Source organism: Erwinia sp. BNK-24-b (assembly GCF_047456155.1).
In the GTDB taxonomy this organism is placed as follows: Bacteria; Pseudomonadota; Gammaproteobacteria; order Enterobacterales; family Enterobacteriaceae; genus Erwinia; species Erwinia phyllosphaerae.
This window is the reverse complement of the sequence record NZ_CP179901.1, coordinates 774,319-787,851: the sequence shown is the minus strand read 5'-3', so window position 1 is coordinate 787,851 and position 13,533 is coordinate 774,319. Positions and strand designations below refer to the sequence as shown.

The 13,533-nt window shown below is 53.4% G+C and carries 11 protein-coding genes; 3 read left to right on the top strand and 8 right to left on the bottom strand.

Translation table 11 applies throughout. The features are described 5' to 3' along the window. Positions 1 to 54 precede the first annotated feature (54 nt). Entirely contained in the window at positions 55 to 1,860 is a 1,806-nt protein-coding gene (cysJ, locus tag ACMGGR_RS03600) for an NADPH-dependent assimilatory sulfite reductase flavoprotein subunit (protein WP_414148184.1), read from the bottom strand. Between the two features lie 305 nt (positions 1,861 to 2,165). Here cysJ and queD point away from each other — a divergent pair, with 305 nt between their 5' ends. Continuing rightward, positions 2,166 to 2,525: a 6-carboxytetrahydropterin synthase QueD gene (gene queD / locus ACMGGR_RS03595; RefSeq protein WP_246761777.1), complete on the top strand. Its 360-nt coding sequence runs from the start codon at positions 2,166 to 2,168 to the stop codon at positions 2,523 to 2,525. 83 nt (positions 2,526 to 2,608) lie between these two features. Here the strand turns inward: queD and queE are convergent, their stop codons facing one another. Together queE and ACMGGR_RS03585 are read right to left on the bottom strand one after the other, a co-directional pair. Then, complete coding sequence (queE, locus tag ACMGGR_RS03590) at positions 2,609 to 3,280, bottom strand: 7-carboxy-7-deazaguanine synthase QueE (protein WP_246761775.1); 672 nt, start codon at positions 3,278 to 3,280, stop codon at positions 2,609 to 2,611. 7 nt (positions 3,281 to 3,287) lie between these two features. Beyond that, positions 3,288 to 3,464, bottom strand: a complete 177-nt coding sequence (locus ACMGGR_RS03585) for a hypothetical protein (RefSeq protein WP_246761773.1) — start codon at positions 3,462 to 3,464, stop codon at positions 3,288 to 3,290. A gap of 187 nt (positions 3,465 to 3,651) precedes the next feature. On the opposite strand from ACMGGR_RS03585, the gene ACMGGR_RS03580 reads away from it, so the two are divergent. Then, entirely contained in the window at positions 3,652 to 5,361 is a 1,710-nt protein-coding gene (locus ACMGGR_RS03580; protein ID WP_414148183.1) for a metallophosphoesterase, read from the top strand. A gap of 117 nt (positions 5,362 to 5,478) precedes the next feature. Here the strand turns inward: ACMGGR_RS03580 and eno are convergent, their stop codons facing one another. From eno to ACMGGR_RS03565, 3 genes are all read right to left on the bottom strand, one after another. Further along, positions 5,479 to 6,774, bottom strand: a complete 1,296-nt coding sequence (gene eno / locus ACMGGR_RS03575) for a phosphopyruvate hydratase (RefSeq protein ID WP_414148182.1) — start codon at positions 6,772 to 6,774, stop codon at positions 5,479 to 5,481. Positions 6,775 to 6,978: 204 nt separating this feature from the next. Next, positions 6,979 to 8,616, bottom strand: coding sequence for a glutamine hydrolyzing CTP synthase (gene pyrG / locus ACMGGR_RS03570; protein WP_246761769.1), 1,638 nt, complete (start codon positions 8,614 to 8,616; stop codon positions 6,979 to 6,981). Between the two features lie 195 nt (positions 8,617 to 8,811). Next, on the bottom strand, positions 8,812 to 9,468 hold the full coding sequence (locus ACMGGR_RS03565) for a TetR/AcrR family transcriptional regulator (protein ID WP_414148181.1): 657 nt from the start codon (positions 9,466 to 9,468) through the stop codon (positions 8,812 to 8,814). A 126-nt stretch (positions 9,469 to 9,594) separates the two neighbouring features. Here ACMGGR_RS03565 and ACMGGR_RS03560 point away from each other — a divergent pair, with 126 nt between their 5' ends. Then, complete coding sequence (locus tag ACMGGR_RS03560) at positions 9,595 to 10,254, top strand: O-methyltransferase (protein WP_414148180.1); 660 nt, start codon at positions 9,595 to 9,597, stop codon at positions 10,252 to 10,254. Positions 10,255 to 10,307: 53 nt separating this feature from the next. On the opposite strand, the gene mazG is transcribed toward ACMGGR_RS03560, so the two are convergent. Next, on the bottom strand, positions 10,308 to 11,090 hold the full coding sequence (gene mazG, locus ACMGGR_RS03555; RefSeq protein WP_246761763.1) for a nucleoside triphosphate pyrophosphohydrolase: 783 nt from the start codon (positions 11,088 to 11,090) through the stop codon (positions 10,308 to 10,310). A 180-nt stretch (positions 11,091 to 11,270) separates the two neighbouring features. Continuing rightward, positions 11,271 to 13,499 (bottom strand): GTP diphosphokinase, encoded by a 2,229-nt coding sequence (gene relA, locus ACMGGR_RS03550; protein WP_246761761.1) that lies wholly within the window; start codon positions 13,497 to 13,499, stop codon positions 11,271 to 11,273. Positions 13,500 to 13,533 lie beyond the last annotated feature (34 nt).

Below are 13,533 nucleotides of genomic sequence, written 5' to 3'. Positions count from 1 at the left end.
CTGCAGGCGGTTCAGTTTCCACCTGCAAGGCTGAGCTGTCTGGCCGGACGCCGGTTAGTAAACGTCGCGCTGATAACGGCGCTCAATGCGCAGCTCGCTTAAGAATTCGTCGGCGGTCTCTGTATCCATGCCGCCGTGTTCCGCTACTACTTCCAGTAAAGCCTGTTCAACATCTTTTGCCATACGGTTAGCATCGCCGCACACGTAGATATGCGCACCTTCTTCAATCCAGCGCCAGACTTCTGCGCCCTTCGCGCGGATCTTGTCCTGAACATAAACTTTCTGCTGCTGATCGCGAGACCACGCCAGGTCGATATTGGTCAGCAGGCCGTCTTTCACATAACGCTGCCATTCCACCTGATAAAGGAAGTCTTCCGTGAAGTGCGGATTACCAAAGAAAAGCCAGTTTTTACCTTCTGCACCGTCGTTGTCGCGCTGCTGCATAAAGGCGCGGAACGGCGCAATGCCGGTGCCTGGCCCAATCATAATGACCGGCGTTTCCGGGTTAGCTGGCAGACGGAAATTATCGTTATGTTCGATAAATACGCGGATTTCGCCGTCTTCTTCCAGGCGATCGGCCAGGAAGCTGGAAGCGCCGCCCGCACGGGCACGACCATCAATTTCGTAACGCACCGCGCCCACGGTGATATGCACTTCGCTTTCGCTCTCCGCCTGGGATGACGCAATAGAATAGAGGCGCGGCGTTAGCGGGCGCAGCAGCTCGATCAGCTGTTCAGCACGCAGCTCGGTCGGTGCCCGGCGTACCATGTCTACAATCGGCGTTGACTGCGCGTACTGTTGCAGGCGGCTCTTGTCGCTGACCAGCTCCAGCAGCTTTTCGTCGCGGCTGAGCTTGCCGTACTGTTCAACAATCTGCGTGGTGTTGACCGTCAGCTCAAAATGTTTTTGCAGCGCCTCGGCCAGCGGCAGTTCGCTACCGTTAACCTGCACGCTTTCATCGCCTTTCAGCCACAGAAGAGCGACCAGTTCCTGCACCAGCGCCGGATCGTTTTCATACCAGATGCCAAGCGCGTCGCCTGGCTGATAGCGCAGGCCGGAATCCCCCAGATCGATTTCGATGTGGCGCACGTCTTTATCCGAGTTACGTCCGGTGATTTTCTGGTTAACGGCCAGGCTGGCGGTCAGCGGCTCTTCTTTAGTGTAAGGACTGCTGAAAACTTCGTTGACCGTGCCGGTCGCATTTGCCGCAGCCGCAGCAGGCGTTTCGGTCGGTACCCGCGCTTTCAGCACGTCGACAATTTTTTTACGCCACTGCTCGGCTTCTGCCGCGTATTCCACGTCGGCGTCCACGCGATCCAGCAAACGCTCGCCGCCCAGCTCGCCCAGCTTGCCGTCAAAATCTTTTCCGGCCTGGCTGAAAAATTCGTACGAGGTGTCGCCAAGACCGAAGACCGCAAAAGCGGTATTGTCCATCTTCGGCGCTTTTTTCGACATCAGGAACTTGTGCAGCGCCACGGCTTCTTCCGGCGGTTCGCCTTCGCCCTGGGTAGAGGTAATCACCACCAGCAGCTTTTCCTGCGCGATCTGCTTAAATTTATAATCGCCCGCGTTGACCAGGTTTACGTTCAGCTTCGCCGCCAGCAAATCGTCACGCAGCTGTTCAGCCACGCGACGCGCGTTACCGGTTTGCGAAGCGGAAAGCAGCGTGATGGTTGGCACATCCACCGGTGCAGGTGCGCTGGCAACGGTCGTGTTCGGTGCCTGGTTAACCATGCCCCAGAAATAGCCAGAGAGCCAGGCTAGCTGTGTGGTAGAGAAATCGCCGGTTGCCGCCTGAAGGCGGGAGAGCTGTTCCGGATTAAGCGGAAGCAGAGAAGCTGGAGGTGCCTGAGTCGTCATTGCGTTGAAAGTTCCAGTATCGGTGGTCAGGGCCGTAAAGACAGCAAGATTACGCTAGGGTAACGACTGGCATAATAACCCTTAAATAAGGGTTGGTAATATAAAATAACCAAAATGACTAAACGGTTTTACAAGTAAGCTATAGCGGCGAAACAGGTTAGCGAAATCACTATTTATCAGCCAGTTACGTACGTAACCTTTTCTCTACGATCGAGATTGTCTTTATTACCGGCGAAACGGGTGCGAAAAAAGGCGTTTTCGGGTAGACTTCGCCCGTTTTTTTGAGAAATTACTGAGATTGTCACATGGCTACCACCCTGTTTAAAGATTTCCAATTCGAGGCGGCTCACCACTTGCCTAACGTGCCGGAAGGCCACAAATGCGGCCGTCTGCACGGGCACTCTTTCCTGGTGCGGCTCGAAATTACCGGCGAAGTAGATGCGCATACCGGCTGGATCATGGATTTCGCCGAGCTGAAGGCCGCCTTCAGGCCGCTCTACGATCGTCTGGATCACTATTACCTGAACGATATCGAAGGCCTGGAGAATCCTACCAGTGAAGTGCTGGCAAAATGGATTTGGGATCGGATGAAGCCGCAGCTGCCTCTGCTCAGTGCCGTAATGATTAAAGAGACCTGCACGGCGGGCTGCGTTTATAAAGGTTAAGCGGACGGTTTACGCCGTTAATTAACCTTCAGGATAAAATGACAGGGATTAATGAAGAGGCGGCCGCAGGGCCGCCTTTTTTATCAGGCGATATTTAAATATTTATGCGTCTGCATGGATAAACGCCAGTTGCGGGCGATACAGGTTTCAATGCACAGCTTTGTCGCATCTTCTTTCTGGCTGATGGGCTGCAACGCAATGATACGCGGCTTGCTGTCGTTCAGCGTCGCCAGCAGCGCGTCCAGCGCTTCTACATCACGCAGTCGGGCCACCGGATGCTTCACCTCATCTGCGCGTACCAGCGCCTGATTCAGCACGTCATAGCCGCCGCGCATATTTACCTTTGGTGAAACCGTCACCCAGGTTTTCTCACTGCACTTAACCTGATGAGTGCCGCTGGTTTCAATCTGGCAGCTAAAGCCGTTTTCTTCCAGCGCCTGCGTCAGCGGCGTAAGGTCGTGGATGCAAGGCTCGCCGCCGGTGATCACCACGTGTCGCGCCGTCCAGCTATGATTTTTAATCACGTTCAGCAGCGCATCGGCATCCGCCGCGCCCCAGGCATCGGTTTCTACCGTCTTCAGCAGGATATCGCCCAGCGAAGTTTCCCGATCGGCCAGCTTATCCCAGGTGTGTTTGGTATCACACCAGCTGCAGCCCACCGGGCATCCCTGCAGGCGGATAAAAATTGCCGGAACGCCGGTGTAAAACCCTTCGCCCTGCAACGTCTGGAACATTTCATTAATCGGGTACTGCATCACGCTCTCAACTGACTGTGAAAATAGGGGCGCAAAGTATGACAGATAGCGGCTTTTTAACCAACTCGCATTGTGCGGTCGGTGACAATTCTTCTCTTCCTTGCTGCTTGTGCCAGCCGCCTGCTTCCCTCTTAACAGCCAGATTAAGAGTCAATAAGCCAATAATAAAATCGGTAATTTCCATAAAAGCGTCAGTTAAGGCGATATAATTTTTAATAAATAATTATTATGGGAAAATATAAACGGTTATTCAGAACGCCAGACAGCTATATATAACTACAAATCTGGCTCTACCCATAGCAATGACTTTATAACAACCACGGCCCTACAGTGCTTTAAAGATTTTAAATTTTTAACCAGGAAAAAGCCCTATGAAATTAAAAAATAAAAAATTACTATGCAGCTCTGTACTGTTGCTATCCGCCTCGCTACAGTTTGCCCACGCACAGATAACGACCAGCAATAGTATTTCCGCTTCTCTGATTGATAATTCTTCGATCTTTATACCAGGCGCAACCCAGCCCCAGCCCTCGAAAGGAGACTTTAATTTTATCGTTATGGCCGATCCGCAATCCTTTCGTCTGATGCACGGCGGCGACCCTAATAGCGAAAGCGCAAATGGTACAGAATGGAGAGCGATACATACCAACCTTATCAAGGCTATTAATACCATGAATGCCTCTTTTGGCATTATCAATGGCGATATGACCGAGTTTGGCAGGGCTAACTCCTGGAAAGCCTCACTAAAGATGTTTAACCAGCTAAAATTCCCTTACTATTTCGGCCTGGGCAATCATGACTACCAGAATAATGCACATGATTGTTGGGATGCGACCTATATGACTATCGACGGCTGCGCTATTCGTTCGGTAGACACCATGCTTAGCTATATCAATTTATATAAAAATAAGCTGGATAACTTTTCAGTAGACTGGAATGACAACAGAGGCAGCTTATCCTATTCCTGGGATTATAAAGGGGTGCACTTTGTGCAGCTGCACAACCATCCTAATTATCAGGTGAAATTGCGTAATACCTGGTCTCAGGTAAAGTATGACATTATTCCATCTCTGACCTGGCTCGCGGAAGATCTCAGGCTCGCGCGCCTTCGCGGCGTCGACAATATCATTTTAAATCTGCATGAATACAGGGATGATTTTACCAGCTCTGCAAGCAGTTATGCCCGACGCCAGTTTAACGCCATTATGAACACCTATAAACCGCTGGCTGTTTTTGCCGGGCACAACCATCAACTTTTAAGAAACAGGCATTACAACGACAGTTTTTATGGGGACACTACCGTCTACCGTACAGGCGCGACGTTTGACGGGAAATTTCACGCCGCGACATATCATGCAGACGGCACTTTAACAGTAACCGAAATGAGCGGAAAAACAGGAAAGCCTGTTGCCCTGGCAAAATATCAGGAAGTAAAAGTCACGCCAAATCCGATTTGTAAACTTTCCGGGCAAAGCGGAAAAGCGGGTGACATTTATTCAACAACTTTTCTTCCTGCCACCCACCAGTGGAACCTGCGGCAAATTTTAAGAAGCGGTAATAATGTCGATGTCAGTAAGTCAGGAACATCCTATATGCGGGCATGGAATGAAGGTAACCCTTATCAAATATGGAAGTTTGAAAAAGCTTATGGGGATAGCTGGCCGGAATTTAATTCCTGGTATACGTTAAAGCAGCTGGGTACCGGGAAAGTTCTGGACAGCAATGCAGCCGGTAAGGTTTACACCAATTACGCTACGCCAGGTAATGCTTATCAGCAATGGTGGCCAATTAAAACAGAGCGTGGTGAATTAATGCTTCTTAACCGCGCCACTAAACGCTTCCTGGATGGTAACGGCACCAGTCTGTATACAAATGCAGGTTATGAAGCGTTTAATCAGTACAAGGTCTGGCAGGTCAGCCACGGCTGGAATCGCAAAACACCTGATGAAATCCGCTATTTTAAAGCTAATCAAAACGGAGCTTGGAAGCAGCCGTTTCCTTCAGGTACCCAGAGTAATACATGGTGGAGTTACGCAGGCAAGCATGACTTTCTGTCGCCTTCACCTTGTATAGGATGGTAATGCGCTAAAAGTAAAAAACCCCCATTACGGGGGTTTTAAACCGTGGCCAGCGTGCAGGCTCAGAAAGCCCCCGCTGGTCAGCGGTCTGCGAGCTTCCCTTGCGGGAAGCTCTTTTTATTACTGACCTTTAACTTCTTTCAGGCCATTGAACGGCGCGCGGCTGCCCAGTGACTCTTCGATACGGATCAGCTGGTTGTACTTGGCAACGCGGTCAGAACGGCTCATAGAACCTGTTTTGATCTGGCCTGCCGCCGTACCTACCGCCAGGTCGGCGATGGTCGCGTCTTCGGTTTCGCCTGAACGGTGAGAGATAACCGCCGTATAGCCAGCGTCTTTCGCCATTTTGATTGCAGCCAGGGTTTCGGTCAGAGAACCGATCTGGTTGAACTTGATCAGAATGGAGTTAGCGATGCCTTTATCGATACCTTCTTTCAGGATTTTGGTGTTGGTCACGAACAGGTCGTCGCCCACCAGCTGGATTTTGTCGCCCAGCACTTTGGTCTGGTAAGCAAAACCGTTCCAGTCGGACTCGTCCAGACCATCTTCGATGGAGACGATCGGGTACTGTTTGGTCAGATCTTCCAGGAAGTGGGTAAACTCTTCGGAAGTGAAGGCTTTGTTGCCTTCGCCAGCCAGCACATATTTGCCGTCTTTGTAGAATTCAGATGCCGCGCAGTCCATCGCCAGCGTGATGTCTTTGCCCAGCTCGTAGCCCGCCGCTTTTACCGCTTCCGCGATAACTGCCAGCGCTTCGGCGTTAGAACCCAGGTTTGGCGCGTAGCCGCCTTCGTCGCCTACAGCGGTGCTCATGCCTTTAGACTTCAGCACTTTCGCCAGGTTGTGGAAAACTTCAGAACCCATACGAACCGCTTCTTTCAGCGTTTTTGCGCCAACAGGCTGGATCATGAATTCCTGGATGTCGACGTTGTTGTCGGCGTGCTCACCACCGTTGATGATGTTCATCATTGGCAGCGGCATAGAGAATTTGCCTGGGGTACCGTTCAGTTCGGCGATGTGCTCGTACAGCGGCATGCCTTTAGCGGCAGCGGCAGCTTTAGCCGCAGCCAGAGAAACGGCCAGAATGGCGTTAGCGCCAAATTTGGATTTGTTTTCGGTGCCGTCAAGATCGATCATGATCTTGTCGATGTTTGCCTGGTCTTTGGCATCTTTGCCGGTTACCGCGTCCGCAATTGGGCCGTTAACAGCCGCAACCGCTTTGGTTACGCCTTTACCCAGGAAACGAGATTTGTCACCGTCACGCAGTTCCAGTGCTTCACGGGAACCGGTAGAAGCGCCTGATGGGGCTGCTGCCATACCGACAAAACCGCCTTCCAGATGCACTTCTGCTTCAACGGTCGGGTTGCCACGAGAGTCGATGATTTCGCGACCGATGACTTTAACGATTTTGGACATTAGTTTTTCCTCAGTACAAGTTAACTTAAAACTCAGACAAACAACGCGCGAAAATACTTCTTATCTTTCGAGCTGTAGCCGTGTTGGCTGCCTTCCTCACCCCGGTCACGTACTAAGGTAAGCTCCCGGGGATTCACTTGATGGCCGCCTTGCTTCAGCTCAGAGTCTGGCAAGTATAAATTCGCGCGCTGCCATGAAAACTACTTATTTCGCCAAACGCTTCTGATGCTCGCTGGCCGCTTTAACGAAGCCGGCAAACAGTGGATGGCCGTCACGCGGCGTTGAGGTGAATTCCGGATGGAACTGACAGGCCACAAACCACGGATGGTTCGGGATCTCAACGATTTCAACCAGCTGATCGTCGCCAGAACGACCGGCAACGCGTAATCCCGCCGCTTCGATCTGCTTTAACAGCATGTTGTTGACTTCGTAGCGGTGACGATGGCGCTCCACGATAGTATCAGAGCCGTACAGCTGGCGTACCAGGCTATCCGGCGTCAGCTGACACTGCTGGCTACCCAGGCGCATGGTGCCGCCCAGATCGCTTTTCTCTGTACGCACTTCAACATTGCCTTCTTCGTCGCGCCATTCGGTGATCAGCGCAACAACCGGGTATTTACAGTCTGGCACAAATTCCGTTGAATTCGCGTCCGTCATGCCGGCCACGTTGCGCGCGAACTCCATCAGCGCAACCTGCATACCCAGGCAGATGCCAAGGTAAGGAATGTTGTTTTCACGGGCGTAGCGAGCGGTCATCAGCTTGCCTTCCACGCCGCGATAGCCAAAGCCACCCGGGATCAGGATAGCATCCAGATCTTTCAGAATTTCGACGCCGCGGCTTTCAACATCCTGCGAATCGATCAGCTTGATGTTAACCGTTACGCGGTTTTTCAGGCCGCCGTGCTTCAGCGCTTCAATCACGGATTTATACGCATCCGGCAGCTCGACATATTTGCCGACCATACCAATGGTCACTTCGCCGCCCGGATTAGCTTCTTCGTAAATTACCTGTTCCCATTCGGCCAGGTTCGCTTCCGGCGCGTTCAGGTTGAAGCGCTTGCAGATATAGTCATCCAGGCCCTGCGATTTCAGCATGCCGGGAATTTTGTAGATTGAATCGACATCTTTCAGCGAGATAACCGCTTTTTCCGGCACGTTACAGAACAGCGCGATTTTCGCCCGCTCATTGGCAGGAACCGCGCGGTCGGAACGGCAGATCAGCACGTCCGGCTGGATACCGATGGAGAGCAGTTCTTTAACGGAGTGCTGCGTTGGCTTGGTTTTCACCTCACCCGCCGCCGCCATATAAGGCACCAGCGTCAGGTGCATATACATGGTGTGCTCACGGCCAACGTCAACCGCCATCTGGCGAATGGCTTCGAGGAACGGCAGCGATTCGATATCGCCGACGGTACCGCCAATTTCCACCAGCACCACATCATGGCCTTCGCCACCTTCGATGATGCGCTCTTTGATAGCGTTGGTGATGTGTGGGATCACCTGAATGGTCGCGCCCAGATAGTCGCCGCGACGCTCTTTGCGCAGCACTTCTGAGTAGATACGGCCAGTGGTGAAGTTGTTACGGCGGCTCATTTTGGTACGGATGAAGCGCTCATAGTGACCCAAATCCAGATCGGTTTCCGCGCCGTCATCGGTGACGAACACTTCGCCGTGCTGCGTTGGGCTCATGGTACCCGGATCCACGTTGATATATGGGTCCAGCTTCATGATGGTCACGTTAAGACCACGTGCTTCGAGAATGGCGGCCAGGGAGGCTGCGGCAATGCCTTTACCCAGAGAGGATACGACCCCGCCGGTCACAAAAATATAGTTCGTTGTCATGCTGAACCTGAGAAAGTAGGTTTAAAGACGATGGAATAACCAGGACGGGAAAACAGTATACGGGAATCCCCTGCAAGCCACAATTAATCGTTTCTGGATATCTGCCAGCCATCGTGTTGACCGCCCCGAGAGTACCCGATTCCGCGAGCGTGAAAATTGACTCGGATCACACTTTTGTTGAATCGAGTCAGCCAGTTATTCCTGAAGAGGAGGCTTTATCAGTGCCGAATACATCGCAATATGCAGACGCTTTTTAATCTCCTGCGTATTTTGTGCCCGTTCCGCAGCACCGTGTGGCCTGCGGCGTGGTAGCAATGCGCCAAACACGATGTCCATCAGCATCCCTGCATAAGATATTGAATCCTCAATAAAAACGCGGCCAGCCTCGTGCTCTTTCGCCAGCCATTCCGCCAGCTTTTCGCGTGATTTCAGCACTTCATTTTCGTAAAGGTAGTCCGATAACGCGGGCATCAGTACCGATTCCCGAATAATTAAATTAAGAATAATTTCCCGCTGGCGCGCCTCTTCTTCGCCGTTATCCAGCCGGAAAATGCGATAAAGCGTCGCCATAACCGGCAAAGCTTCCTCCTGCGGCCTGGGGAGATCGAGGATCAGATGGCGATGCGCATGCACGACTGCCGCAAAAAGCTCGGTTTTATCGCGGAAAACCTCATAGATAGCGCGTTTTGATACTTTGGCCCGGGCAGCGATGGCCGCCGTGGTCGCCGGAATAAAACCGACTTCGATAAAAATTTCACAGGCGGCCTGCAGGATACGTTGCTGACGCGCTTCTGGCGTAATGCTCACTGGCCTGCCCCGCTTCGCTACGGATTTTTCTTCTGCGCTGTCCATTCTGCCCCCAAAGAAAATTGACAAATCGTTCTCGTTTACAATACTGGTACTTGAAAGTACCTTTATTGAGTTATGCTTAACAGCATAGCAGATTTACCCTTTTCATTAATTTTCAGGGAGAACAGCATGCCTGAACATCTTAACGCACCAGCCGTGGCTCAAAGTCCGATTACCGATCCGCGTATTCGCGCTGTTATCGATCGCCTTCAGGCCACGCGCGCCAGGCCGCCCGCAGGCTCGATGAACAAAGAGGCCGGTTTTAATGCGGAAGACTTTGCCGATTACGGTTTCTCTATTCATCCCGAGCAGGGCGATCTGATCTATCTACTGTGCCGGGGAATGAAAGCGACCCGCGTAGTGGATTTTGCCACTTCTGTCGGCATGTCCGCGCTCTATTTTGCTGCGGCGATGCGCGACAACGGCGGCGGCCAGGTTATTGGTTCTGAGCTGCTCGCGTCCAAAGCGGCGGTTGCGCAAAAGAATCTTACCGAGGCGGGGCTGGCGGGATTTGTTGATATCCGGGTTGGCGACGCCCGTGAAACGTTAAAAGACGCAGGCGGGCCGATAGACTTCGCCCTGATTGACGGCTGGCCGCTGGCAGAAGGCCCGACGCTGGCGCGGCAGGTTATTGAACTGATTGCGCCGCAGTTACGGGTTGGGGGTTATGTGCTGAACGATAACGCCGAGCCGGACTTTCTGGACTACATCCGCGACCCGCAAAACGGCTTTATCTCCGTCACGCTACCGATTAAGCGCGGTACGGAGCTGGCGTTAAAAATCCGCTAAGCGGCGGGTTCAAGATAGCGGCGGGTGACGTTAGCCGTTATCCTGGCGGTAAGCTACTCGCCGGCCTTAACCTGCTGCCAGGCCGCTTCCATCTGTTCCAGCGTGGCATCCGGCATCTGTAAGCCCTGCGACGCGATAATCTCTTCAACCTGACGGAAGCGGCGTTCAAACTTGTCATTGGCTTTTTGTAGCGCCGTTTCCGCCTTGCTGCCCAGATGACGCGACAGGTTGACGGTGGCAAACAGCAGATCGCCAATTTCCTCTTCCAGCTTTTGCTGGTCGATCACCGCCTGCTGCGCTTCATGCATCACTTCGTCGATTTCTTCGTAGACCTTGTCCAGCACCGGCCCCAGCGTGTGCCAGTCAAAGCCGACGTTGCTGCAACGCTTCTGGATTTTATGCGCGCGCATCAGCGCGGGCAGCGCACGAGGAATATCGTCCAGCGCCGAATGCTGTGCTTTTTCCGCGCGCTCCTGAATTTTGATCTGCTCCCAGTTTGCCAGCACTTCCTGACTGTTGCTGACCTGCGCATCGCCAAAAATGTGGGGATGGCGACGCTCCAGCTTGTCGCAAATAGTCTGGCAAACGGCGTTAAAATCAAACCGCCCTTCTTCCTGTGCCATTTGCGCATAGAACACTACCTGAAACAGCAAATCACCCAGCTCGCCCTGAAGATCGTCAAAATCTTCGCGGCTGATGGCGTCCAGCACTTCGTAGGTTTCCTCAAGCGTGTAGGGTGCGATGCTGGCAAAGGTTTGTTCGCGATCCCACGGACAGCCTTTTTGCGGATCGCGCAGGGTTTTCATGATGCCCAGCAGGCGATCGAGTGAGGTCATAACAGCGTCCATATCAGTGTGGTGAAAATAATCGGATAACTTTACGACATGACCGAGAAAAATGCATGCCGACAATATGTAGGGTACTGGCGCAGGCAGTTTGCGTTCTGCCAGCGCGCCATCCCCGTATAGCTCAGGTATGGCGAGCACGGCCAGAACGCAAAGTAGCGCTCTGAAAGGTTAATGCAATCTCTTCGCGTCGATGATATCGGGGATCTGGTTTAGCCTTGCCAGCACGCGGCCAAGCACCTGCTGATTGTAGATTTCGATATCCATATCGATCGTCGCCAGCTGCTTTCTGGTGTCGCTCCTGCTGGCGACGCCCAGCACGTTAACCTTTTCATTGGCAAGGATGGTGGTGATATCGCGCAGCAGTCCGCTACGATCGTTGGCGGTAACGCGCACCACCAGCGAATAGCCGCTGGAATAACTTTCGCCCCAGACGGCATCGACAATACGTTCCGGCGCATGCGCAATCAGTTCGGTCAACTGGTCGCAGTCGGCACGATGGATAGAGATACCGCGTCCCTGCGTGATAAAACCGATGATATCGTCGCCGGGGATCGGCTGACAGCAGCGCGCAATGTGGTGCATCAGATTGCCAACGCCTTCGACCACCACGCGGCCGCTCTCTTTGCTGCGCGGCGCGGAAGATTTTTGCTTCAGCTGGCGCAGCGCTTCCAGATCTTCTTCTTCCGCGCTTGGTTTATGCAGCTTCGACTGCAGAAAGTTGCTCATCTGGTTCAGCCGGATATCACCGCCGCCGATAGCCGCCAGCAGCTCATCCAGCGAATTGACGTTATAGCGCGGCAGCAGCAGCTTTTCGGCCTCTTTCAGGCTAATGTCCAGGTGATCCAGCTCGTTATCGAGGATCTGCTTGCCGGCAGCGATATTCTTGTCGCGATCCTGCTTGCGGAACCAGGCGTGGATCTTCGAGCGGCCACGGCTGGTGGTGACATAGCCGAGGTTTGGGTTCAGCCAGTCGCGGCTGGGGTTCGGCTGCTTTTGGGTGATGATGTCAATCTGATCGCCCATCTGCAGCTGATAGGTAAAGGGCACAATGCGGCCGCCGATTTTAGCGCCGATGCAGCGGTGGCCGATATCGCTGTGGATATGGTAGGCAAAATCCAGCGGCGTGGAACCCGCAGGCAAATCCACTACGTCCCCTTTTGGGGTAAAGACATAGACGCGATCGTCAAAGACCTGGCTGCGTACCTCATCCAGCATTTCGCCAGAGTCCGCCATTTCTTCCTGCCACGCGATCAGCTTACGCAGCCACGCGATGCGTTCTTCATGGCCCGATGCGCCGCGCGCGCTGCCGGTGTTGCCGCCCTCTTTATATTTCCAGTGCGCGGCCACGCCCAGCTCGGCATCTTCATGCATCTGGCGGGTACGGATCTGGATCTCGACGGTTTTGCCTTGCGGCCCCAGCACCACGGTATGAATCGACTGATAGCCGTTAGGCTTGGGGTTAGCGACATAGTCGTCAAACTCGCTGGGCAGATGGCGGTAAAGCGTGTGCACGATACCTAACGCACCGTAACAGTCCTGCAGGCGCTCGGCGACGATACGCACGGCCCTGACGTCAAACAGCTCGTCAAACGCCAACGCCTTTTTCTGCATTTTGCGCCAGATGCTGTAGATGTGTTTCGGGCGGCCGTAGACCTCTGCCTTGACGCCTTCCTTAACGATTTCCGTGCGCAGCGACTGCACAAAAGTATCGATATACTGCTCGCGATCGATACGGCGTTCATGCAGCAGTTTAGCAATGCGCTTGTACTCATCAGGATGCAGATAGCGGAAGCAAAAATCTTCCAGCTCCCATTTAAGCTGGCCGATGCCCAGGCGGTTCGCCAGCGGCGCATAGATGTTGGTACACTCTTTGGCGGCCAGCACGCGCTCGTCTTCCGGCGCGTCCTTCACCTCCCTGAGATGCGCGATACGCTCGGCCAGCTTGATGACCACGCAGCGGAAATCTTCCACCATCGCCAGCAGCATGCGCCTGACGTTATCGACCTGTTCCGACGCCATTGAGTCATTATGGGTCGCCTTCAGCTGGCGGATGGCGTCCATATCGCGCACGCCGTGCACCAGCGAAACGATAGCTTTGCCAAATTTTTCTTCCAGCACCGCTTCGGATACGACGTTAGCGTCGGCCAGCGGGAAAATCAGCGCGGCGCGCAGACTTTCGTTATCCATACTGAGCATGGAGAGGATTTCCACCATCTCCACGCCGCGCCAGAGCAACAGCGCGGCGTCAGGATGATGGCGAGTAGCCTCTTCGCAATAGCGCCAGGTCTCGGCTAGTCGTTCACATGACTGCGGATTAGCGATCCCCAAACTGGTGATCCACTGGTCGAGCGCAAACTCGCCAGCCGTATTCAAATGTGCACTTCTTACCGCAACCATATCCTCTCCAGGCTTCACTCTCCCTTACGGGAAG

Excerpts from the sequence above, each read along its gene's own strand:
- cysJ (WP_414148184.1), bottom strand. The coding sequence starts at position 1,860 with ATGACGACTCAGGCACCTCCAGCTTCTCTGCTTCCGCTTAATCCGGAA.
- queD (WP_246761777.1), top strand. The coding sequence starts at position 2,166 with ATGGCTACCACCCTGTTTAAAGATTTCCAATTCGAGGCGGCTCACCAC.
- queE (WP_246761775.1), bottom strand. The coding sequence starts at position 3,280 with ATGCAGTACCCGATTAATGAAATGTTCCAGACGTTGCAGGGCGAAGGG.
- ACMGGR_RS03585 (WP_246761773.1), bottom strand. The coding sequence starts at position 3,464 with ATGGAAATTACCGATTTTATTATTGGCTTATTGACTCTTAATCTGGCT.
- ACMGGR_RS03580 (WP_414148183.1), top strand. The coding sequence starts at position 3,652 with ATGAAATTAAAAAATAAAAAATTACTATGCAGCTCTGTACTGTTGCTA.
- eno (WP_414148182.1), bottom strand. The coding sequence starts at position 6,774 with ATGTCCAAAATCGTTAAAGTCATCGGTCGCGAAATCATCGACTCTCGT.
- pyrG (WP_246761769.1), bottom strand. The coding sequence starts at position 8,616 with ATGACAACGAACTATATTTTTGTGACCGGCGGGGTCGTATCCTCTCTG.
- ACMGGR_RS03565 (WP_414148181.1), bottom strand. The coding sequence starts at position 9,468 with ATGGACAGCGCAGAAGAAAAATCCGTAGCGAAGCGGGGCAGGCCAGTG.
- ACMGGR_RS03560 (WP_414148180.1), top strand. The coding sequence starts at position 9,595 with ATGCCTGAACATCTTAACGCACCAGCCGTGGCTCAAAGTCCGATTACC.
- mazG (WP_246761763.1), bottom strand. The coding sequence starts at position 11,090 with ATGACCTCACTCGATCGCCTGCTGGGCATCATGAAAACCCTGCGCGAT.
- relA (WP_246761761.1), bottom strand. The coding sequence starts at position 13,499 with ATGGTTGCGGTAAGAAGTGCACATTTGAATACGGCTGGCGAGTTTGCG.